The organism is Paenibacillus sp. FJAT-27812, from assembly GCF_001273905.1.
Taxonomy (GTDB): Bacteria; Bacillota; Bacilli; order Paenibacillales; family Paenibacillaceae; genus Pristimantibacillus.
In genome coordinates this window covers 2,583,174-2,604,968 of record NZ_LIGH01000001.1, presented here as the reverse complement: position 1 = coordinate 2,604,968, position 21,795 = coordinate 2,583,174, and the positions used below count along the sequence as shown (strand labels likewise).

Below are 21,795 nucleotides of genomic sequence, written 5' to 3'. Positions count from 1 at the left end.
TGGCTCCGCTCGCCGCGTTTGTGTAACATAAAAAAGAGCCTATGAGCTTGCTCCCGCAGCTGTTCATAGACTCTTTTTTTGAGGGAGGCAGCGGTGTTTATCCGTTCTCCAGCTTAAACCCTTGCCCGAGCACCTCTGCCGTATTGCTTATGATAACAAAAGCGCCAGGGTCGATCGCTCGCACAAGCTGCTTCAGCTTCGGCACCTCATTTTGCCCAACGACTACCATCAGCACCGTGCGCCCAGCTCCCGTATAACCGCCGTGGCCGTCGAGCCTCGTCAATCCCCGGTCCAAATCATGCAGAATCGATTCGGCAACAGCCTCGGATTGGTCGCTGATAATAAAGGCCACCTTAGAAAGCTGAAGGCCGCTTTGCACAAAATCAATCGTCTTGCTCGTTACGAACAATCCAATCAGCGCGTACAGCGCCACCTCAGGCGAAATAATGATACCCGCTGCAATGATGACGCATCCGTCAAAGCATACAATGGCAAGGCTAAGCGGAAGCCCGGTATATCGGTGCAGGATTTGAGCCGCCAAATCGAGTCCGCCAGTAGACGCGCCTCCCCGGAAAACAAGGCCTAGTCCGAGCCCGACTCCAATACCGCCGTAAATGGCTGCCAGAAGCGGATTATCGGTTGGCGAGGACACATGGCTTGTCAGCAGCACGAACAGCGGCAAAATGACCGAGCCCAGCGCTGTTTTGACCGCAAACCGTTTACCAAGCAGCCATAGGCCTGCGATAAACAGCGGAATATTGATAGCCCATTGCGTTATTGCAGGCATAACGCCTGCCACTCTCTGCACGAGAATGGACACGCCGGATACGCCGCCCGAAGCGATTCCATTCGGCACCATGAACATATTGAAGCTTATCGCTACAATAATCGACCCTATCAGCAGCTGGACAATGCTCCAAACCGACTGAGCCCGCGGGCTTAAGCTTCGTCCGCCTTTTCTCCGTTTCACTGCGCCTTCATTCATGCCCCTTCAATCTCCTTGCAAGCCGATTTTCGCAAAAAGAAGAGCTCCACACATTGGCTGTGTCGGAACTCTTCCCTCTTTCTATTCATTAATCATGACGAATTTGGTGGCGCAAATAACCGTCGATAAAAGCGTCGATATCGCCATCCATAACCGCGCCGACATTTCCGGTCTCGACCGATGTACGGTGATCCTTCACCATGCTGTACGGATGGAACACGTAGGAGCGAATCTGGCTGCCCCAAGCAATCTCGGATTGCTCGCCGCGAATTTCCGCCAAATGCTTGATCTGCTCCTCGATCTTTCTCTCATACAGCTTGGAACGAAGCATCTTCATGGCCCGCTCGCGGTTCTGAATTTGCGAACGCTCCTGCTGGCAAGCGACTACGATTCCCGATGGAATATGCGTAATCCGGATGGCTGACTCCGTCTTGTTGACGTGCTGGCCGCCCGCTCCGCTCGCCCGGTACGTATCCACCTTCAAATCCTCGGAGCGAATCTCAATCTCGATGCTGTCGTCGATTTCCGGAACAACGTCACAGGAAGCAAACGACGTATGCCGGCGGCCCGCCGAATCGAACGGTGAAATACGAACAAGCCGGTGGACGCCCTTCTCCGCTTTCAAATAGCCGTAAGCATTATAGCCTTTGACCAAAATAGTCACGCTTTTGATGCCCGCCTCATCGCCTGGCAAGTAGTCAAGCAGCTCAACCTTGAAGCCGCTCTTCTCCGCCCAGCGCGTATACATCCGGTACAGCATGAGGCCCCAGTCTTGCGACTCCGTGCCGCCAGCGCCAGGATGCAGCTCGAGAATCGCGTTCAGCTTATCGTAAGGCTGATTAAGGAGCAGTTGAAGCTCAAAATCGCTAACCTTACGCAGCAGCTTGGCAACGCCGCTCACGACATCCGCCGCAAGCGACTCGTCGCTCTCCTCTTCCGCCAGCTCCAGCATCATCTGCAGTTCTTCTTGCTCGCTGTTAAGTCCATCGTAATGGTCAACGACCGACTTTACCGCATTGAGCTCCGAAATGACGCTTTGCGCTTTCTCGTTATCATCCCAGAAATCAGGCATCGTCATCTTCTCTTCGAAATTCGCAATAATCTCCTGCTTAAGATCTAAGTCAAAGAGACCCCCTGAGCTCTTGGAGCCGCTTGGCCATTTCACGCAGGTCTTGTTTAACCGTTATGTCTATCATAGCTTCAGCTTCACCTCAAAATATTACTTCAATGCCTTACCGTATGCTGCGGCGTTTAACGCTGTTCCTTACTTGCCGTGGCATTGCTTATACTTTTTGCCGCTTCCGCAAGGACATGCATCGTTGCGCCCTACGCGCTCTTCGCGCTTAGCCGGACGCTTCTCAACCGCTTCTCCGCCGCCGCTTGTCGTAGTCGTTTGGCCCTGAGCTACCTCTTGGCGCTCCAGGTTGCTCTCTACGCGAGCCTTCATGATGTATCTCGCAACTTCCTCTTGAATGCTCTCGATCATTTCCTTGAACATCTCGAAGCCTTCAAATTGATATTCGCGAAGCGGATCTGTACCGCCGTATGCGCGCAAGTGGATACCTTGACGAAGCTGATCCATGGCATCGATGTGATCCATCCACTTGCTGTCTACCGCACGGAGCACAACAACCTTCTCGAACTCACGCATCGTGTCCGCGCCAAGCTCTTCTTCACGCTCATCATAAGAAGCAACGACCTCATCATAAATATAGTCGATGATCTCTTCTTTCTCTTTGCCCCAAATTTCTTCTTTGGTCAAGGAGCCTTCTTGCAGGAAGGTAGCATGCGCAAAATCAACGATCGCTTGAAGATCCCACTCTTCCGGAATATCCTCCGAGCAGTGTGCTTCAACGATGCGATCAATGACCGGCTTGATCATATCCATAACTTCCTGGCGAATATTTTCGGAACCAAGAATATCGCGGCGCTGTTTATAAATAACCTCGCGCTGCTGGTTCATTACGTCATCATATTGCAAAACGACTTTCCGAATGTCGAAGTTGTTGCCCTCAACACGCTTCTGTGCCGATTCGATCGCTCTTGAAATCATCCGGCTCTCGATCGGTTGATCCTCATCTAGTCCTAGCTTGTCCATCATGCCCATAATATTTTCAGAGCCGAAGCGGCGCATCAGCTCATCCTCAAGCGATAGATAAAACTGTGAGGAGCCTGGGTCGCCTTGACGTCCGGCACGACCGCGCAGCTGATTATCGATCCGACGGCTTTCATGGCGCTCCGTACCAATAATATGCAAACCGCCAAGATCAGCAACCTCGTCGCCCAGCAAAATATCGGTACCGCGTCCAGCCATGTTCGTTGCAATCGTCACCGCGCCTGCTTGTCCCGCTCGGGAGATAATTTCTGCTTCCTCCGCATGGAACTTCGCGTTCAGGACCTTATGCGTCACGCCTCTGCGTTTGAGCATGTCCGATAGCTTCTCGGAATTTTCGATGGAAATCGTACCGACAAGGACCGGCTGGTTTTTGCTGTGGCGCTCAACGATTTCTTCAACGACCGCTTTAAATTTACCCATTTCGGATTTGTAAACCACGTCTGCGATATCCTTACGGATCATCGAGCGGTTTGTAGGCACTTGAATAACATCAAGACCATAAATACGCTTGAACTCTTCTTCCTCCGTCTTCGCCGTACCGGTCATGCCAGCCAGCTTGCGATACATGCGGAAGTAGTTCTGGAACGTAATCGTCGCAAGAGTCATGCTCTCGTTTTGAACTTCCAGCTGCTCCTTCGCTTCAATCGCTTGGTGCAACCCGTCGCTGTAACGGCGTCCCGACATGAGACGACCCGTGAACTCATCGACAATAACAACCTCATCTTCCTCAACCACGTAATCCACGTCGCGCTTCATAATAAAGTTCGCTTTCAGCGCTTGCTGAATATGGTGGTTAAGCGTGACATTCGCATGGTCGAATAGATTCTCGATCGAAAATGCCTTCTCCGTCTTCTCAACGCCTGATTCCGTCAGCATAACGCTGCGCAGCTTGATATCAATCGTGAAGTCCTCTTCGGGCTTCAAACGGCTAATAAAGCGGTCTGCGGCAAAATAGAGCTCAGTCGACTTAGCAGCTTGTCCGGAAATAATAAGCGGCGTCCGCGCTTCATCGACTAGAATGGAATCCACCTCATCGATGATTGCAAAATAAAGCGGACGCTGTACCATTTGTTCCTTGTAAAGCACCATGTTGTCACGCAAATAATCGAAGCCGAATTCATTATTCGTACCGTACGTAATATCGCAAGCATAAGCCTCTTGCTTCTCGTCATGCGACAAGCCATGCAAGTTACAGCCGACAGTCATGCCTAGGAAGCCGTAAAGCTGTCCCATCAGCTCGCTATCACGCTGTGCCAAGTAGTTATTGACCGTAATAACATGAACGCCTTTGCCAAGCAATGCGTTCAAATAAACCGGAAGCGTCGCAACGAGCGTCTTACCTTCACCCGTTCTCATCTCCGCAATCTTGCCTTCATGCAGAACCATACCGCCAAGAAGCTGTACGTCAAAATGACGCATGCCAAGCGTACGCTTGGATGCTTCCCTTACGGTTGCAAAAGCTTCAGGAAGAATTTGATCGAGCGTTTCTCCCTTTTCAATTCTTGCTCTGAATTCTTCCGTTTTCGCGCGCAGCGCTTCATCCGACAAAGCCGTAAACTTCGACTCTATCGCATTTACCTCATCTACCGTCCGTTGGAGCCGTTTTACCTCGCGCTCGTTATGGTCACCAAATATCTTTTTCACTAGTCCGAGCATGGAATTCCCCTTTCGTAATGACGCCTCTTTGCATTAAATTGTATCAGTTTGTCGACACCGCCGCAACGAAGATGATTGGAAAAGAAAAAGCCTCTCTCCAAAAAGGAGAAAAGGCTCTTCGTTTTAAGTATAATTGCTGCTAGCCCTGCTCGATTAAGCCGTATTTTCCATCATTGCGTCTGTATACAACACTCACTTCTTTGTTGTCTACATTCGAGAATACGAAGAAGTTATGTCCAACCATATTCATTTGCAAAATCGCTTCTTCCACGTCCATCGGCTTCAGATCAAAGCGTTTGGTACGTACAAGCTCCAGATCATCCTCTTCCTCCAGAACGCCCACTGCTGAGCCTTCTTCCCTGAATAAGGCGCGTACGCCGCTGCCTTGGCGGAACTTGCGATTTACTTTAGTTTTATGCTTACGTATTTGTCGTTCGAGTTTGTCCGCAACAACATCAATCGATGCGTACATGTCCTCGCTTTTCTCCTCGGCTCTTAGCATGACACCGGTGAGCGGAATGGTCACCTCTACTGCATGTTTCCCTTTGGTGACGGATAGTGTTACGTTAATATCGGAGGTGATTGGTGCTTCGAAATATTTATCCAATCGGCTGAGTTTCTTTTCGACGTAGTCTCTCAATGCGTCTGTCACTTGAAAGTGTTGACCTCGAATGTTGTAGTTCATGGGGAACTCCTCCTTTACATGGCCTTATTATAACATATGTAAGCGTTCGAATCAAAAGAGTTTTTGTTTTATTTCGAATTTTCAGATAAATAATGCTATAGAACTAATAGAATTGTCACAATTAAGATACATACTCCGTTGGGCTCGTCAAAACGCCGGGATTCCGTTAATTAGCTGCGACCCGTTTGTTAGCGCGGACAACAAAAAAAAGCCCCGGTTACCCGGAGCTTTGTGTAAGTTGCTTGTTTAGTGATCCAAATTATAAGGTGGCTGGATCAGCCGAATGATTACAGTTTAACTACGTTAGCAGCTTGTGGACCACGAGCGCCTTCAACAATATCGAATTCGACGGATTGGCCTTCTTCAAGAGTTTTGAAACCTTCAGTTTGGATAGCGGAGAAATGAACAAATACGTCGCCGCCTTGCTCAGTCTCGATAAATCCATAACCTTTTTCTGCGTTAAACCATTTAACTTTACCTTGCATGTGCAAACATTCCCTTCATCTTCAAATACTGTGAGGCATCGCTTTGTATAACCCACAATTTGACTATAACACCCACTTAACGGAATTGTCAAACAATTTATTGTAAGCGAATACATTTGAGTGTTGGCGGGGTTTATGCTTGGCGATTCTTGTCGATAATCCAAATAAAAAAGCCACCCAAGGGGTGACTTAGCAATTAACTTCGTTATATCCAAAGTCACAAACCATGTCATTCAAACTAGACGACCGTTGATTGAGTTTGTTTATAGTTGCTTCCATTCGATTGTCCAACTGCTTGATTGAACTCCTTGGCAGCTTGCATCCAAGTTTCTTTCAATTCAATCAAATGCGCTAACACCTCTTCAGCCGGCTCAGTATTTTTCTTCACATTAGCTTCAATAAGTCGCATATTGAAATAATCATATAGTTTCAGTAAATTTTCTGATATCGGATTGGAGCGATCAATTGTAATCGTAAACTCACTTATAATATCTTGTACCTTTATTAAACTCGTATTTGCATCTGAATAGCGTTGTTCTTTAATCGCTTCAATTCCTTGACGGCAAAACCGGATAGCACCATCGTAGAGCATAATAAGTAATTGTCCTGGAGTAGCTGTTTGAATGGTATTCTGAATGTACTTATTACGTTGTTGAAGTTGCATTTTTTATCCTCCTATGAACTAAATTGCTGTTTAAGCCAATACTCGCGAGTTCATCTTATTAAGATCTATCTTATGAAACGTTGAATTATCCTTTTTCGTCTATAAGTATCCCTGCCATCTCCCACAACTTAGCTACAAAGTCCAAGTTTTTTTCTGGAGGGATTTCACGTATGACTTCTCCCGATGCACTATCTAGAACTTTAACTGAAATGATATTTGTTTGCTTATGCACGGAGAACTCTAAGTTAGTGCTTTTGCCTTCCATGGCTTTAATCGCTCTATCGATTGCTTTAACTAGCTGTTCTTCGCTAATCGTAATATGTTCACCGCGAAGCTCTGCCTTTTTCAACTCGTCTTGTCTAGTAATTTTAGAAAGGTGTTGAGAATCACTCATTCCAACAGAGCTTGATGACTCTACTCCGGAATTAACCGAATCGATACCCATAGCACTACGGTTCAGTGAGCTAATCACCCCTGTTGCTGGCACATTCGTGTTCATAACCTATCATTCCTTCCGCGTCGATAGTTCTAAAGTATATATCGGCTAGCCATCTTTTTTTTATTAGATGAGGACCTATATTTTGGAATGTTTCTTTTTACTTTTTAGCTTTGGTCAACACCAATAAATCAGTTTGTATTCTTAACACTATTTATATAACAAAAAGGAGCTTCTTTAAAAAGAAGCCCTTAAGCAGTTGGTTATTTCTTTGTATCAAAAAAAGCACCATACGGAGAATAAGAATTTCCATAATCCCCGTATTGTTGATTTGCCGCTTTGCTTTTTTTAAGGTTAATAATTTCGGATTCCAGCTTCTTTTTCTTCTGGTCCATAATGGGAAAAATTCTTAGATCAATCTCATACGCCGGTTGTAGGCAGCTTTTTTTCTGAGAATCCGTAAATGCTATACCCTGCGATAGTAGAATGGTTAGTGCATTAATATGCTCTTGTCGTTTGTCCAACAGCTCTATCCATTCTTCCGGTTCACTGTTTTCATCTACTACTCTCTCCTCTAACGAGCGTGTAATATGCAAGAAGTCGTTAAGAAGAGATTCTAGAGAGGTATCTGTATTCATTATCGCCTCTCCTTCTACTTTACTAATGTGTACACTAGCAGTAGCATTTTTAGCCAACAATTTGATTATTCATTATTTGAATTGTTGTGACAGCCAACCGCTCTGTGAGTTTGCTTTACTCATCGCGGTCTCCATAGCAGTAAATCTCTTCCAATACCGATCTTCGATATCCACCAGCCTAGTGCTCCACTTGTTAATATCCGTATTAAGCCTGCTCAATCCTTTGCCTATCGTACTGTTGTCTACGAGTGAAGCAATGCTTCCTGCTTTTTCCGTTAGCTTACCCATTGTACTGTTAATTTGATCGTAAAGCCGCTGAGCTAGACCGCTCTCTTTGTATTTTGTTGCAGGGTCCGTGGAGGTGCTCGTTTTAGTGAATAAATCCATTATCGCGTTACCATCTTTGGAGATTGCTTCACGCAGCTTCGTTTCATTGATATACAGCTTTCCTTTTTCCGAATAACTGCCGGAAGTAATACCAATATCAGATAGATTGTCATATTTCGAGTCTATGCCGGAGCCCTGTAAGTTCGACGATAGAGAAAGCCGCATTTCAGATAAAACATTAGAGAGCAGTGAATCTTGACGCAGCAATCCGCTCTTCGCCTTGTCCTCCCATTGCTCGATTTGCTTTTCCGAAAGCGATTCTTTCTCCTCAGCTAATAAGGGCTTAAAATCTCTATAGGTTGCTTCCGTTATCTTAGTATTGATCTTATTTGTAATTTCATTATATTTATCAACATATTCTTTAATCGATTTAAAAATAGCATCCTCATCTGGCTTTAAGCTGACTTGGGTCGTACCGACAGCTTTAATGTTGAATTCAACGCCATCAAATGTGAAGGTTGAGCTATTGACTTGATAAGCAATTCCGTTAATTTGGACATTGCCAGGCTTAGCGTCTTTGGACGATTGGAAACCCTTATTCGTAGCAAAATCCGTTATTGTCGCAGAATTGTTAACCGTACCCGTAGATAGTCCAAGCTTGTTGCTCGTGCCAAACCCGCCTGTGTTAGTAATGGAGATAGCCGCGCTTGCTCCGCTTGTCGTTGTTGTAAATGTGATGGATTTATCATCTTGCAGGTAGCTTGCGGTAACTCCTGTTACAGATGAATTGGAATTCACCTTAGCTATTATACTATTGATGTTATCAGTTGCTGCAACACTAATCGTGGTTGCGCCTATTTTGAAATCAAATGCCTCGCCAATTTCGGCAGATCCATCTGCCAGTCCACTGGCAGTAAATTTCACAGATGCTGCTTTGGCCGCTTCAGCAAGGTCTGTAACCTTAACTTCATAATTGGAGGTGCTTGGGACCCCTTTTTGCTTAGCAGCTACAAGATTTTCGTTACCTGATGCTAATACCTTCTTCTGGTAGGTCCCTTGCAATTTCATATCAAAGGTTTTGTTTTTAAGATCTAATAATAGAGAGTTCATCTCTCTAAACTGATCACGTTTCCATTCCTCGGTCTGCTTCTTTTGGAGCAGCTTATTGAGCGGCGCTTTTTCAGCTTTCATTAGGTTTTTAACAAGCGTATCTGTATCAAGGCCCGAAGCTAATCCACTCATGCGGATTGAATTTATCATAATCTTCCTCCTACCTTTTCTCATCTATTGGTATTTTTATATAGAGCATTATCTTGCTGGCTAGTTCACATTATCGTTTGTATCTACTACTAGTAGTATCGGAAATAAATAGAAGATAGTTTAGGGATAATCATAAAAAGCGATAACTTTAGCCATAAAAAAAGAGACTCTAGATAATCTAGAGTCTCCTTGCAATCCATTAGAATTAACGAAGCAATTGAAGAACGCCTTGCGGTTGTTGGTTAGCTTGTGCAAGCATAGCTTGTGCAGCTTGTGCAAGGATGTTGTTTTTCGTTTGTTCCATCATTTCTTTCGCCATATCAACATCACGGATACGGGATTCAGCAGCTGTTAGGTTCTCAGAAGCAGTTCCCAAGTTGTTGATTGTGTGCTCAAGACGGTTTTGTACCGCACCAAGTTTAGAACGCTCGCTGGAAACAGAAGCAGTTGCTTTATCAAGAACTGCGATTGCTTTAGCAGCATCATCTTTAGTGGAGATGTTCAAAGCAGCTTCGCCTTTAACATCGTTAGTACCATCAGTTACGGAGTTAGATTTAGTGAAACCAGCATCGCCAGCTTTACCAGTGATACCAAGTGCTTTAGAGCGCATATCGTTCACTTCAAGGCTCATCGATTGACCGCTGTTAGCACCGATTTGGAAAGAAGTTTTGAAAGCTTCTTGTACTCCGCCATCGATTACTTTTACGCTGCTATCAGCACCTTTGGCAGCAGATGTCACAACTAGGTTGTTAGTAACCGCTTCTTTGCTCAAAGTAACGCCATCGATTTTACCTTGTTTTACAATTGCATCTACTAGAGTAGCTTCATTTGTTACGTCGCTGATGTCAATACCAATCGAGCTACCGTTACCATTAAACGTTCCATTGTCAGCATTGTAAAACTGGATTTGTTTTCCGTTAATTGTAAGTCCTTTATCAACCAAAGTTGATAGTTTTGTGAAATCGATGGATGCAAGGTCAATAGATGTTTTTGCAGACGTACCATCAGTATTCGTACCCATAACTTGTGCGCCAGCATTCACAAATGCAGCCATAGCTCCAGCAGCACCAGTATTTGCTTGTCTAGTTACATTTGCATCTGTTGTTGTTGTAATTTTCATGTTGCCTTTGGAACCAGCGTATTCACCAGTTTTAATAGCTTCAATTGTAACTACTCCAGCATTTTCAGATACTTTAAAGTTACCTTTTAGTGAATCGTCACCATCAATCAACTTTTGCAACGTTTCTACCGCTGATTTTGTAGCTTTAGCATCAGATCCAGCTACAGCACCAAGTGTGGCACCGCCAAGGTCAATTGTAGCGCCAGATGTTGTTAGGTTAGTAACATCACCGGCTACTGCACTACCACCGCCATTTGCAAATGTAAGTGTCAATGCCTTGCCGTTAATGTTAACTGCTAATGTCTCACCAGCAGCTAGTCCAGCGTTCAAGTCAAAAGTCATTTTAACTTCTTGCGAAGTTGCATCAGTTCCAGCAGTGCTTGTGGAAAGAGCAGAGATATCTAGTCCAGTACCAGTAAGGTTGGATTTTCCATCGCCTTGAAGCAATTTTTGAGTATTGAACTCAGTAGTGTTACCTACACGGTTGATTTCGGAAGTCAATTGGTTCATTTCGTCCTGAAGAGCGCCACGGTCAGCATCAGTATTCGTTCCGTTTGCTGATTGGTTAGCAAGCTCGCGCATACGTTGCAAGATGCTGTGAGTTTCGTTCAGTGCGCCCTCAGCTGTTTGAATCAAAGAGATACCATCTTGGGAGTTCTTAGCAGCCATGTCCAAACCACGGATTTGACCGCGCATTTTTTCGGAAATGGCAAGACCTGCTGCATCATCGCCAGCGCGGTTGATGCGAAGACCTGAAGATAGTTTTTCGATGTTTTTGGAAGTTGCTGCGCTGTTAGCACCTAGTTGGCGGTGTGTGTTCAAAGCAGCGATGTTGTGATTAATACGCATTGTTATTTCCTCCTTGAAATTTTCGAGTATCCGCATCCTTGCGGAAGCTTACGGTTATAGGTCGGCCGCCCTTTTCACCGTGCTAATATATATATCGACAGATCATTTTTTTTGTTTATAGTAATTATCCAAAAAAACGAATTATTTTTTGAACAGCTTCGTCACTTCATCTAATGGTAACGGATGCTTGGCTGCTGCAAGGTTTTGGGCTTGAATGGTTAAGTAAATTTCTTTGCGGTAAATGTCTACTTCCTTCGGAGCCCGTATACCTAATTTAACATTGTCGCCCTCCACGCCTAATACTACAATCTCGATATTGCCACCTATAATAATGGATTCATCGCTTTTGCGAGATAAAACGAGCATGGCTGTTCCTCCTTATGTTCGATTAAGCGGGGCCCGCGAGCTGTAAGTACTGTCATGAAGAATGAGCTGCTTCCCAGTCATTTGGTTCGGATTCAAGACGAGCGGAGCCAGCAAATTAATGGTAGCCCCTGACGGTTCGGTAGCCATCGTCAAAATCGACCAGATTTCAATATCCTGTTCCGTTTGGATTTGCAATTCCTGTTTAGCCGAATCGGACAGCTCCCATTCGTACTCCGGATAAAAGAAGAATGGGTTAACGATTAGTAAAGAGATTTCTTGATCATCTACGGATTGCATAAGCTTGATTGGCAGCTCTTGCTCCAGGTCTGAGAACACAAAGTGATGAAGATGTTCAAAACCCGGAATACCTTGCTCGAAATGATACACTGATGTAGTTGCACTCACAGTATTGCCCTCCTCCATATGGTTACCAATATTATAAATAAAACTATAGACCCGCAACTGCGTTCAGTTACGCTGCTGGTCTATAGTTCTGATTTCGAAAGCGCATATTTTATATAAGCTGGTCAATTTGGGGAGGAATGATTTCGACCTTCGGATATTGACTCATATAAATCTCTAGCTTACCTCGCTCATACTGATGAACAGGCCGATTCACTTGTACGTCCAAATTGACTCTCCCCGGCGTTGTTTCAATTGAAACTTCTGCAGGTGTGTAGGAAATATCAACGTTATCATAAGAAGCTTCTCCGCTGAAATCAAATTCAGGAAAAGTCCGTTGCCAGTCTTTAGCTCTCTCTGCAATTGGATTTCCGCCTAAATGAATGTCTGCCATACGGTTTCCCTGTTCTACAATGCGAGCCAGACCTCGGAGAGCCATATCCGATGCCATGGAATAGATTTTGCTCATCGTTTCTAAATTCCCGCCTAGTGCTAAAGCATCCCAGGCTCGATCCTGATTAACTTCAAGCCGGCTTCTTGAGGTTGTAAAATGCTGCTCCGGGCGAATCTGTTCCATTTCCACGGTCGCTTGTGGTTGCTCCAAAGACTGTTTCCCCATATCTGCATCAATGGAAAGCATGGCCGGAAATTGGCGAATCTGGATTTGAGGAATTTGCATAAGGCACTCCCTTATCTCAAGAAGTCAACTAGGCTTGGTCTAATAAGCTGCGCCCCGACGGATAAAGAAGCCTGATAAACGTTTTCTTCCGCCTTTAAGTTCGTAATAACTTCGGCGATATCCGCATCCTCAACCTTAGACTTCACTGTCTGGAGATTGATCTCAGAATCCTTTAGTCTGTTCTCGATTAGCTCCACACGGTTAATCCTTGCTCCGATTTCCGCGCGCTTGGTAAGCATCGTATTCATTCTCGTATCTACTTGCCCAATTAAGTTAGAAAGTCCCTTCTGGTCCCCAGAAGAAAGCATATCATGTGCACGGCGCAATAACTGGAATACGTTATCGCTGTTTGTGTCTGTGTCAGATGCAACGGGATTTCCGAATACCTCGTTCCCCGTTATGTTTGTCGCAAGCGTCATTCCCGGCGCCAACTCAAACTTAATTGCGCCTGGGTCTGAGGCATTATTATAGGCCTTTGTCTGCGGAGGAACAGCAAGCGGGTCAATGGCTTGCTCAAGTGTCATTGCGGAATAAGGCTTGGTTCCCGTCAACTCCCCGTTAAATACTTGTTTGCCATTGAATTGGCTGTTGCCGATCTCAATCATTTGATTAAACAATTGCGACACTTCGGTTTTAATGGCATCCAAGCTGGTCTGCTCATTCGTTCCGTTAGAGCCGTTTACCATGAGTTCCCGAAAGCGTTGCATAATCTCACCGGCTTGGCCAATCGTTGTATCCGTATATTGTAGCATGGATAACGCAGAATCTACGTTTTCTGTATATTGAGCATTAGAATCAATTTCGCTTCTATATCGCAAAGCAAACGTAATGCCTACTGGATCATCAGAGGGCTTATTAATTTTCATACCGGTCGAAAGCTGATTTTGCAGGTTGTTCATACGACCCATATTACTGGATACATTACGCAATAGCTGTGAGTTCATCATTGATTGTGTAACGCGCAGCGACATAATATATCACCTCCATGTTTTTAATCATTACAGACCTACCCGGCCCATGCCATTAATGACTTTATCTAAAATTTCATCAATCATCGTCATATTCCGTGCTGCAGCATTATATGCATGCTGGTATTTGATCATATTCGACATTTCTTCATCGAGCGAAACACCGCTTACCGATTGTCTGCGCGACTCCACTTGTTCTACTATAATTTGTTGATTTGTCTGCATCCTTGTGGCCTCAGCCGCTTGAACGCCGATCTGCCCAACCACGGAACGGAAATAGGCATCCATCGTGTTTTTGTTTTCTCCAGCGCTTGGGTCAAAATCAAATCGAGTATCTCTCATTTGCGAGAAAAGCACCGCCAACGAATTATTGCCGCTAACAACTGTCTCTGAACCGTCAGCATTCGTAGTTACACGCATAGAAGAGGCTAGCAAATTGGAATTAGCAACAATCGCAGGATTAAGGGTGATGTTGCCCGCTGTAAGTCCTGAAACCCCACCCGTACTATCCGTGAACAATGGCAGTCCTGCCTCCGTGCCTGCCAGTGAATAGCCAAGCTGGTGCAAGCCGTTTAAACCTTTAACCGTAACAGTCGTATCCTCAGCTAGCGTTCGATTTGTACCCGTGTAGGTTACATTATTAAGTACTGTTCCTTCTGGCAATACAGAGCCTTTGGGAAGCGTTATCTCAAACTCACCGGTTGCCATCGTTTGTACGAGCTTATTCAGTTCGCCAATGTAACCTTCTACAAAATGATCTCTGGAATACATTGTGCCGTAAATCGTACCACTATTCAGGTCGCCTGATGCAATAGCTTGCTCAACACCCGGCATATCAAGCTCAGATGTTGCTGTTCCTTGAACAAGCTCAGTACCGCCCATTGTAATCCTGTAGCCATTTGCTTGGTCTTCAACACGAATGTTGATCAAACCGGAAAGTTGGTCCGTTAACAGGTCACGCTGATCACGCAGGTCATTGGCGTTATCGCCTAAGCCTTCGATCCGACGGATCTCACCGTTTAGCTGCGCGATGTTTGTTGTTAAGGAATTCACCGTGTTTAGATTGGTTTGGACATTTTCGGTTAGATCGGTTTTCAGATCGCCTAGTTGTCTTGCCGTGTAATTAAATGCATCAACCATCGCCATCGTTTGTTCCAATACAACCTTGCGTCCGTCAGCGTTTTCCGGGTTTTTGCTTAAATCCGACCACGAATTCCAAAAATTCGAGATCACCGTTCTTAAGCCCGTATCACTTGGTTCATTTATGATTCCTTCCAACTTTTGAAGCGTATCCAGTTGAACCGTAAAGTTGCCGTACGATTTATTTTCATTGCGGTACTGATTATCCAGAAACTTCTCTCTAATGCGTGTGATTGAGCTTGCCTCCACACCTGTACCAAGTTGGCCTGCCGCTGTTGATTTGGAGAAGCCTACTGCATCAATCGGTCTTGAAGCGGTCATGTTTACGACTTGGCGCGAATAGCCTGCCGTGTTAGCATTCGCTATATTATGTCCTGTTGTATTTAGAGCGGACTGCGTCGTGAACAAGCTGCGCCTTGCTGTTTCTAAGCCATGAAATGTCGATGCCATCGTATTTTGTCCTCTCTTGTTACGTCTTTATATTAAAGCGGCCAGTACGATTGTAGGCCATGCCTTGAACAGCGCGATGATAGGTTGCTTCGTCCTCCGTTGGTCCGAGCAGCAGATCCTGCGTGAAATGCAAATGCTCCAGCGTCATTTTTACAAGCTGCTGATTAAATTCATTGATGTCTTGAAGCTTGGCAAGAGCTGCCGACAATTCCTGCCATAGGGCCTGAAGCTGCTGCTTCTCATTGGCATGATAGACAGCCTGTATGAGCTTGTCCATCTTGAAGGAACGATGGCTAGTCAGCTTTTGATCCAGCATATATTTCCCGATCAGAAAGATTCGCCGCTGCTCAAGCTCCAGTATGCGCTGGAGACACTTCTTTTCTTTGCTGGAAATGTATGAAAGAGTCTCCACATTGTTCACGGTAATGGCCGTTGTTTTTGCATTGCCGTATTCAATTAGCTGCCGGTGCTCATCTAATAGCTCTTGCAAAACCTCTAATATTTGCTGGATGTATTCATTCATTTAGAGAACTACTCCTTCAAGTAGGGAAGCAGCTTCTCGGCGATTTTGCCGGCTTCCACATGATACGTGCCCGATGCAATCGAACGCTTAAGCTGCTCGATCTGTGCTGTTCTGTCCGCTCCGCTCGCTTTGCTTGTCGTCAGCATCTCCTTGGCAGCCGCAGAAATCTGGACCTCGTCCTTCTTCTTTGTCTTGCCTTCTGCGCTCAATCTTGCTTCATTTTGCTTATGGTATGGATTTAGCGCGCCAATACGATTCGTCTCGTTTATTTTCATTTTATCCACCTCATTATTTACGGAAACTAAAAAAGCCGATTACCTTTACAAGTATTATCGGCTTCGGTCAAGTGAAATTTTATAGTCATGAAAATATTAACAGTAATTCATCTATTTATCCTTGTATCTTTCTAAGCCTTTATATACACCGGTTGGCTTATATGCGCTTTTTACTTCGGCCTGCTTAGCGAGGTTATCGAACATTTCCTTTTTGTCCTTGTCGATCCGATGACGGCAGTTGTCGCAAAGATGATGCTCGCGTATAAGCGTCCCACAAGATTCGCATGGATACGACATATTAGGAGCGTTCACGATCGAAATACGTCCCTCGCGGATAAATTTCGTAATTTGTTTAATGGACACGCCGGTAGCGTCTGCTACTTCAGTAATAATCGAACCCCTGAACTCACGCAAAAAGTTTGCGCAAAGCTCGTACTCTTTATCAATATCTCGCATGCATGACGGGCATACATCCCTAAAATTTTTGGCAAAAAGCTTACCGCAGCGAGGACAATTATCCAAATTCATCGCTCTGAGCCCTCCTTTTTCTGTCAAAAGAATCATATGATTAGCTTTATTCTAATCGAAAGCGTTAACTTTTTCACTATGAATCTATTTACGATCCTATGAATATTATATCGCTTAGGAGCGCGCCCAGGTCAAAATGTATATTTCCAGCGGACGCTTCGCCAGCCGATGCAATTCTTGTGAGCAGGCTTCTGCCGTGCTTCCCGTCGTATAAATGTCATCAATGAGGAGGAGCCGAATTGTTTTCCGAGAGTGCTGTGCTTTAGAGGCCGGGTCAAGCAAAATGCGAAGCAAGCCAACGTTCACGCTAAAAAGAGACCTTGTATCTCGCATTCTTTCGGAGCGAGTTTTGAAGCTTTGCTTTTCCGAATGTCGCGCACGGACAAGCAGGTCCAGAAGCTGCAAGCGATAGCGCTTCGCAACATGGCTTGCAAGCTGCTCTGCTTGATTGAAGCCCCTCTCGCTTGCTCGTTCTTCACTGATAGGGACATAGGTGACGGCATCCCAATAATCTGCTAATTTCCATTTTGATCTTTTAGCATTTCCGCTTGCCGCATTTTGTCGCTCCGCAATCTCAGCGGTCATCGCCTCTATAACAGGCAGCAGCATATCGCCTAGCAATGGGGCCAATCGTTCGTTCCCACGATATTTATATAGAGCAAGCATCGCCCTCATCGCTGGGTCATAGTAAACCGCGCTGCGGTTGCATACGAATGCGCGATGCGGACTGCGTATGCAGTCCTCGCATGCGATGCCGCGGCCGCATCTGGAACAGGCGATGCGGGTGAGCCATGGGATTGCGGAGAGGCATGCTCCGCAAAGCGACTTTCGAAGCTGGGGAGTCAGCTTCGATGGGTTGGAGCTGCCCGAGCTGCGAGCCTCGGTTCGCGGTTTGCCGCATAAGAGACATGCGGCAGACGTTGGAGCGAGCAGCTCCGCGGTAGTGGCGAAGGCGGATTGGAGACGCCGGAGCCATGCTTGCGGCGAGTCGGTCACTTTGACGAGCCTCCTTTGCTGGCGGGGAGCAAGTAGCCTTCCTTGCGAGCCATGCGGTTCATCGATTGAATGTGGCGAACGGCTGATACTTGCGAACGATTGCGTTCGCGGCTGCAAAAATAAACGCGGCCGAACGGGTCATCGGCGGATCGCCCTGCCCTGCCTGCCATTTGGACCAAGGATGCTTCGTCAAAAAGCCGTCCATCCGCATCTAGAATGTAGACATCGCTTCTCGGAATGGTGACTCCTCGCTCTAATATGGTGGTCGTGACCAGCACCCGAATTTCCCTCGCGCGAAAACGTTGAACCTTCTGCGATCGATCATCATCCTGTGATGAGGTTGCTGCTACGGATGGATGGTTTAACACAGCTCGCAGCAATGCAGCCATTGGCTCGGTCTGCGCGATTTGCTGAACGAATACAAACAGCTGGGCATTTCTCTCAATGGAGGCCTTCATAGCCGCCAGCAGCTTGGATGGCAGCTTTCGCTGCTGCAGCATTTGTTTCACTGCCGGCGTTTGGTAAAGGCGCGGAACGGGCAGCGGATGACGATGATAGCGCACGGGTACCCTAGCATGCGGAAGCTTACCGCGCTTCGCTGCTCGCTGCAGCTCCGCTGGCGGCGTAGCGGATAATAGCAGCCGGGCAGCGCCAGGCGCGCAGCTTTTGTCCGCCGCATAATGCAGGATAGGGTCGCCGGCGTAGGGAAAGGCGTCAAGCTCGTCTACAACGACTAAGTCAAAGCCCTGATAGAAACGCAGAAGCTGATGCGTCGTAGCTAATATGATATCCCCGGCCTCCCAGCGCTGTTCGCTGCCGCCATACAAGGTTACTACTGAAGCCGCCGGGAATGCTTTGCGAATACGTGGATCCAGCTCGATCACGACATCGCGGCGCGGCGTTGCGATAAGCGCCTTGCCGCCCCGCAGCAGTACCGATTCCACCAGCGGAAAAATCATTTCGGTTTTGCCTGCTCCCGTAACCGCCCATAATAAAAAATCTCTCGTCTCCACGGATTTGCTTGTTGACCGCAATGTTTCATTCTCTTCCTCTTCGACGAAACGAAGCGCCTTCGCAGCTGCAGCGCTCTGCGCTGGGCTCAGGCTCCATTTCGCAAGCCGCCGCTCCAAAGGCAACGGCTTGAGCGGCCGGCCACGTCCCGCCTGCACCCCATGAAGCGCAGGATGCTGCCCTATAACGAGCAGCTCGCATTCACGGCTTCGCCCCATTCCAATGCACGCCGTACAATAGGCGCACAACCGCCCGCACGCGGCACATGCCGTGCGGTGCATGAACGCCTCACCGCTCCCGCAGCGCAAACAGCTGCGCTCGCGCCTGCGGCGCCCCATAGCGTCCAATCGCCCGCCATCCCCGGCGGCGATCGATCCGCTCAGGCGCACCCGCCCGAGCAGCGCGGCAAGCTGGAGCACTCCGCTCCAGCTCACCGCGGCGCCGGGCCCGCCCGCGCCAGCGAGCAGGGCGAGCGCCTCGCTTCGCAAAAGCGCACGTCCCTGCATCAAACCCGCGGCAAGCTGCGCTCCCGCCGCGATCTCTCCCAGCTCCGCCTCACTAATCGCCCGCTCCCGCTCTCCCCCTTGCTTGCGCACAGCGCCAACATGCGCAGCAGCATCCAACTTTCGCCATTCGCTCGCCGAATCCCTTTCAACTTTCCACTGCTCCACCAAGCCAAACAAGCTCCCCTCTCTCGCCTTTTCCCGCTTTCCTCCGCCACCTAGCGGCCACCATCGCCCGCTCCCAGCTGCTTTCCCTTCATTTTCCCCGCTTCGCTTAGCCATCTCAATACAAGACAGCAGCAGCTCTATCCACTCCTCATACTCCGCTCTATCCCTTCTTCCGCTTGCTTTCATGTCCAATGCAGCCTTTCTCTCTTTACTTCTCTTATGCCTGTCTTCCCAAAGCGCAGCTGCAAGGCAAGCATCGCCTAGCGGCAGTGGCTCCTTTAACAGCCAGCCAGAATCAGCTGTCTTCTCATTCAGACGCCCTGCTTTCCCAAATCTACCGTCCATCCAAAACTGCTTATCTATCTCCGGATTAATCGTTACCGCGGCCTGCCAACACCCTCGGACCTCCACAACATACACATGAGCCTTCATTCCCCTTCTCTCCCCTCGCACTCTTCCTTTAATCAATAGCAAAACGCTTCCTCTAATCGCCCGAACGACAAAAAAGCACACCCAACAACGCATCCCGCGTCATTGAGTGTGCTTCACTCCGGTTTTTCAATTACAGAAAATTATATACTAAAATGGCATTTTCGACAAATCCGACGGATTTTGCAAATCAATCAGCACCGCATGATCAGACTGCGATACAATTCCTTCTGCCTGCAGCAGCCATAGCAGCTGTGTGCCGTCAACTCCATCCTTTTGTGAGCGCTTACCACCCTCGGTTTCCGTTTGCGGCACATTTTCTCCGGAGTGTATCGTAACCTTATTGCCGCTTCTAGCCAACCGTTCGACAATAGCACGCGTCTCATCCGTCACTCCACGATCGACAATGGTCAGGCGGACATCCTTGCCCATCCTTCTCGAGAAAGAAAACAATGAACGCATATGCCATTCCATATTTTTTTGCCGAACGTCCGCTACAAACACATAATGCTTGCTGGATTGCTGTCTTCTGCGCCGAATTCGAAACGCCAGATGCACCGACAATGCAGCCAAAGCATAACATCCAATCACTAAAAGTAGAAGCTCAAACATAGCGGCCACCTCCTCTTTGTGACACTATATGCCACGAAGCGCCCACTGGTTCCGCAAGCGGAGGACAAGATGACAAAATGTGCGCCATGTCCAAGAAATACCCGGTTTTATGCTGAAAATAATAGTCAAATTACGACAAAGAAACACCCTTGAGCAATTTATTATATATGTTATCATCGAACTACATCCTTGCATAAGTACGTTTTTCAAGCATAGATTACAGGGAGAAGGTGGACTTCGTTCAATCGTAAAAGCTAGGGAAGCGATGAAGTATAATCTGCATATGGACACTTGGATTATATGGAGCCAATAGTGTAACCGGCCCTCTTAGAACCCACTATCTACTCTAAGAGGAGAGTGAACGATGCGTTATTGGAAAAAGCAGTTTACTATGAGCTTGGTCATTATATTAATCCTTTCGCTTGCGCTTGGTTCCTTCGTTATGGCTGAAGGACAGAACGGCGGTGGCCAGAGCAGCGGAGGCGGGGCTACTACACCCGTACCTAACACCGAAAATAGCTGCCAGAACTATTCGAACGACCGCAATAACGTTATTGCCAGCCATTCCAATATCGTTGTTAATGGTGACGGCACGGCAACGGCTACCTTTAAGACAAAGATCGATTGTGTAAGAGTCAGCTTTTCCTCCTATGTGGCTCCTGCTGACTGGGCTCCAGGGCCAGGCGATTTGACGATCCCTTACAATAAGCAAACCTATTTTGACGGGCAGTCCATTGCCTTTGATAAAGCTGGCACGTACACCATTACGATTACGATTCCGAAATGCCTTCCTTATCAATTGGACATTTACAGCGGCGATTTGCTCAAAGTGCTAGGCACTGGCGCCCATGGCGACAAAATTTTAGCCTGGAATCTAAAGCTGCAAAACAGCTGTACGGGCAATATCGTCATCAATAAGCTGTTAAACAACGTAGAAGGCGCTCCTCATGCGGGCATCACTTTCGAGCTATGGAAAAATAACCAGCTTTTCAAAAGCGGAGTTACGGGCAGTGACGGCACCCTTTCGTTTAATAACCTGCCGATCGGCAATTACGTGTTGAAGGAATTGACACTCGACGGCTTCACAACCGATTTGGCGGTGAACGAGCAAATTGCGGTTACGACCGACTCTACCCAGTTAAAAGTTGTCATCAATTCACCAAAGTTAAAAATTGAATCGGCATGCTCCGTTAACCCGAATGAAACTAGAAGCTGGAAAGTAACGAACGAAAGCAATATTGATGTCCCGTATTCATGGAAGATAGAAGGCTCTAACCAGACGGGAGCAGGAAGTATTCCATCAAAAGCTACCGTTTCGTTTTCAACAAATACAGTAGCAGATAGCAATCCTATCGCTAATACCTTAACGGTGTATTGGAGCACGAGTAAACAACTGTTACTCGCAAGCACAGGCGAATTATGCGTTACGCCTACGCCTTCAACGACACCCACACCGACACCAACGCCTACTGCAACACCTACAGCATCACCGACGCCTGATGTGACGCCTACTTTACCGCCAAC

Annotated in this window: 22 protein-coding genes and 1 riboswitch; of the genes, 1 reads left to right on the top strand and 21 read right to left on the bottom strand. The window is 46.9% G+C overall.

All coding sequences use genetic code 11. The features are described 5' to 3' along the window. Window positions 1–97: 97 nt before the first annotated feature. The 21 genes from ADU23_RS11230 to ADU23_RS11130 all read right to left on the bottom strand — a co-directional run bounded on the left by ADU23_RS11230 (window position 98) and on the right by ADU23_RS11130 (window position 20,271). The gene (locus ADU23_RS11230; protein ID WP_053373830.1) at window positions 98–985 is read right to left on the bottom strand and encodes a YitT family protein; all 888 of its coding nucleotides are present in this window, start codon (window positions 983–985) and stop codon (window positions 98–100) included. An 88-nt stretch (window positions 986–1,073) separates the two neighbouring features. Further along, a protein-coding gene (gene prfB / locus ADU23_RS11225; protein ID WP_141680416.1) for a peptide chain release factor 2 occupies window positions 1,074–2,181 on the bottom strand; the annotation gives its coding sequence in 2 pieces (ribosomal slippage) (window positions 1,074–2,108 and window positions 2,110–2,181; 1,107 coding nt in all). 68 nt (window positions 2,182–2,249) lie between these two features. Continuing rightward, window positions 2,250–4,757, bottom strand: coding sequence for a preprotein translocase subunit SecA (gene secA / locus ADU23_RS11220; RefSeq protein WP_053373829.1), 2,508 nt, complete (start codon window positions 4,755–4,757; stop codon window positions 2,250–2,252). 139 nt (window positions 4,758–4,896) lie between these two features. Continuing rightward, window positions 4,897–5,442: a ribosome hibernation-promoting factor, HPF/YfiA family gene (gene hpf / locus ADU23_RS11215; RefSeq protein WP_053373828.1), complete on the bottom strand. Its 546-nt coding sequence runs from the start codon at window positions 5,440–5,442 to the stop codon at window positions 4,897–4,899. 287 nt (window positions 5,443–5,729) lie between these two features. Next, window positions 5,730–5,927, bottom strand: coding sequence for a cold-shock protein (locus ADU23_RS11210; protein WP_028608231.1), 198 nt, complete (start codon window positions 5,925–5,927; stop codon window positions 5,730–5,732). 238 nt (window positions 5,928–6,165) lie between these two features. After that, window positions 6,166–6,591, bottom strand: a complete 426-nt coding sequence (gene fliS, locus ADU23_RS11205) for a flagellar export chaperone FliS (protein WP_053373827.1) — start codon at window positions 6,589–6,591, stop codon at window positions 6,166–6,168. An 85-nt stretch (window positions 6,592–6,676) separates the two neighbouring features. Then, on the bottom strand, window positions 6,677–7,090 hold the full coding sequence (locus tag ADU23_RS11200; RefSeq protein ID WP_053373826.1) for a flagellar protein FlaG: 414 nt from the start codon (window positions 7,088–7,090) through the stop codon (window positions 6,677–6,679). A 200-nt stretch (window positions 7,091–7,290) separates the two neighbouring features. After that, window positions 7,291–7,665 (bottom strand): flagellar protein FliT, encoded by a 375-nt coding sequence (locus tag ADU23_RS11195; protein WP_053373825.1) that lies wholly within the window; start codon window positions 7,663–7,665, stop codon window positions 7,291–7,293. 72 nt (window positions 7,666–7,737) lie between these two features. Beyond that, on the bottom strand, window positions 7,738–9,252 hold the full coding sequence (fliD, locus tag ADU23_RS11190) for a flagellar filament capping protein FliD (protein ID WP_053373824.1): 1,515 nt from the start codon (window positions 9,250–9,252) through the stop codon (window positions 7,738–7,740). Between the two features lie 205 nt (window positions 9,253–9,457). Next, window positions 9,458–11,221, bottom strand: coding sequence for a flagellin N-terminal helical domain-containing protein (locus ADU23_RS11185; RefSeq protein ID WP_053373823.1), 1,764 nt, complete (start codon window positions 11,219–11,221; stop codon window positions 9,458–9,460). A gap of 141 nt (window positions 11,222–11,362) precedes the next feature. After that, the gene (gene csrA, locus ADU23_RS11180) at window positions 11,363–11,587 is read right to left on the bottom strand and encodes a carbon storage regulator CsrA (RefSeq protein WP_053373822.1); all 225 of its coding nucleotides are present in this window, start codon (window positions 11,585–11,587) and stop codon (window positions 11,363–11,365) included. 12 nt (window positions 11,588–11,599) lie between these two features. Then, complete coding sequence (gene fliW / locus ADU23_RS11175) at window positions 11,600–11,992, bottom strand: flagellar assembly protein FliW (RefSeq protein ID WP_231637355.1); 393 nt, start codon at window positions 11,990–11,992, stop codon at window positions 11,600–11,602. A 109-nt stretch (window positions 11,993–12,101) separates the two neighbouring features. Beyond that, on the bottom strand, window positions 12,102–12,668 hold the full coding sequence (locus ADU23_RS11170) for a DUF6470 family protein (protein WP_053373820.1): 567 nt from the start codon (window positions 12,666–12,668) through the stop codon (window positions 12,102–12,104). Window positions 12,669–12,679: 11 nt separating this feature from the next. Then, complete coding sequence (gene flgL, locus ADU23_RS11165; RefSeq protein WP_176707810.1) at window positions 12,680–13,639, bottom strand: flagellar hook-associated protein FlgL; 960 nt, start codon at window positions 13,637–13,639, stop codon at window positions 12,680–12,682. 27 nt (window positions 13,640–13,666) lie between these two features. Continuing rightward, a complete protein-coding gene (flgK, locus tag ADU23_RS11160) occupies window positions 13,667–15,226 on the bottom strand; it encodes a flagellar hook-associated protein FlgK (protein WP_053373819.1) in 1,560 nt (519 codons plus the stop codon). A gap of 19 nt (window positions 15,227–15,245) precedes the next feature. Then, window positions 15,246–15,749, bottom strand: coding sequence for a flagellar protein FlgN (locus ADU23_RS11155; RefSeq protein ID WP_053373818.1), 504 nt, complete (start codon window positions 15,747–15,749; stop codon window positions 15,246–15,248). An 8-nt stretch (window positions 15,750–15,757) separates the two neighbouring features. After that, on the bottom strand, window positions 15,758–16,024 hold the full coding sequence (gene flgM, locus ADU23_RS11150) for a flagellar biosynthesis anti-sigma factor FlgM (RefSeq protein ID WP_053373817.1): 267 nt from the start codon (window positions 16,022–16,024) through the stop codon (window positions 15,758–15,760). 111 nt (window positions 16,025–16,135) lie between these two features. Further along, window positions 16,136–16,552 (bottom strand): TIGR03826 family flagellar region protein, encoded by a 417-nt coding sequence (locus ADU23_RS11145; RefSeq protein WP_053373816.1) that lies wholly within the window; start codon window positions 16,550–16,552, stop codon window positions 16,136–16,138. A 114-nt stretch (window positions 16,553–16,666) separates the two neighbouring features. Next, a complete protein-coding gene (locus tag ADU23_RS32085) occupies window positions 16,667–17,548 on the bottom strand; it encodes a ComF family protein (RefSeq protein ID WP_053373815.1) in 882 nt (293 codons plus the stop codon). Continuing rightward, window positions 17,545–19,662: a DEAD/DEAH box helicase gene (locus ADU23_RS11135; protein ID WP_053373814.1), complete on the bottom strand. Its 2,118-nt coding sequence runs from the start codon at window positions 19,660–19,662 to the stop codon at window positions 17,545–17,547. Before ADU23_RS11135 ends, ADU23_RS32085 begins: the two co-directional genes overlap by 4 nt. Window positions 19,663–19,809: 147 nt before the next feature. Continuing rightward, window positions 19,810–20,271, bottom strand: a complete 462-nt coding sequence (locus ADU23_RS11130; RefSeq protein WP_053373813.1) for a hypothetical protein — start codon at window positions 20,269–20,271, stop codon at window positions 19,810–19,812. A 249-nt stretch (window positions 20,272–20,520) separates the two neighbouring features. Further along, window positions 20,521–20,602: riboswitch (cyclic di-GMP riboswitch) on the top strand. A gap of 33 nt (window positions 20,603–20,635) precedes the next feature. Here ADU23_RS11130 and ADU23_RS33175 point away from each other — a divergent pair. Continuing rightward, on the top strand, window positions 20,636–21,795 hold a 1,160-nt coding region (locus tag ADU23_RS33175; protein ID WP_197286059.1), incomplete at its 3' end, for a prealbumin-like fold domain-containing protein.

Coding starts and splice junctions, on each gene's coding strand:
- ADU23_RS11230 (WP_053373830.1), bottom strand. CDS start 985: ATGAATGAAGGCGCAGTGAAACGGAGAAAAGGCGGACGAAGCTTAAGC.
- secA (WP_053373829.1), bottom strand. CDS start 4,757: ATGCTCGGACTAGTGAAAAAGATATTTGGTGACCATAACGAGCGCGAG.
- hpf (WP_053373828.1), bottom strand. CDS start 5,442: ATGAACTACAACATTCGAGGTCAACACTTTCAAGTGACAGACGCATTG.
- ADU23_RS11210 (WP_028608231.1), bottom strand. CDS start 5,927: ATGCAAGGTAAAGTTAAATGGTTTAACGCAGAAAAAGGTTATGGATTT.
- fliS (WP_053373827.1), bottom strand. CDS start 6,591: ATGCAACTTCAACAACGTAATAAGTACATTCAGAATACCATTCAAACA.
- ADU23_RS11200 (WP_053373826.1), bottom strand. CDS start 7,090: ATGAACACGAATGTGCCAGCAACAGGGGTGATTAGCTCACTGAACCGT.
- ADU23_RS11195 (WP_053373825.1), bottom strand. CDS start 7,665: ATGAATACAGATACCTCTCTAGAATCTCTTCTTAACGACTTCTTGCAT.
- fliD (WP_053373824.1), bottom strand. CDS start 9,252: ATGATAAATTCAATCCGCATGAGTGGATTAGCTTCGGGCCTTGATACA.
- ADU23_RS11185 (WP_053373823.1), bottom strand. CDS start 11,221: ATGCGTATTAATCACAACATCGCTGCTTTGAACACACACCGCCAACTA.
- csrA (WP_053373822.1), bottom strand. CDS start 11,587: ATGCTCGTTTTATCTCGCAAAAGCGATGAATCCATTATTATAGGTGGC.
- ADU23_RS11170 (WP_053373820.1), bottom strand. CDS start 12,668: ATGCAAATTCCTCAAATCCAGATTCGCCAATTTCCGGCCATGCTTTCC.
- flgL (WP_176707810.1), bottom strand. CDS start 13,639: ATGTCGCTGCGCGTTACACAATCAATGATGAACTCACAGCTATTGCGT.
- flgK (WP_053373819.1), bottom strand. CDS start 15,226: ATGGCATCGACATTTCATGGCTTAGAAACAGCAAGGCGCAGCTTGTTC.
- ADU23_RS11155 (WP_053373818.1), bottom strand. CDS start 15,749: ATGAATGAATACATCCAGCAAATATTAGAGGTTTTGCAAGAGCTATTA.
- flgM (WP_053373817.1), bottom strand. CDS start 16,024: ATGAAAATAAACGAGACGAATCGTATTGGCGCGCTAAATCCATACCAT.
- ADU23_RS11145 (WP_053373816.1), bottom strand. CDS start 16,552: ATGAATTTGGATAATTGTCCTCGCTGCGGTAAGCTTTTTGCCAAAAAT.
- ADU23_RS11135 (WP_053373814.1), bottom strand. CDS start 19,662: ATGAAGGCTCATGTGTATGTTGTGGAGGTCCGAGGGTGTTGGCAGGCC.
- ADU23_RS11130 (WP_053373813.1), bottom strand. CDS start 20,271: ATGTTTGAGCTTCTACTTTTAGTGATTGGATGTTATGCTTTGGCTGCA.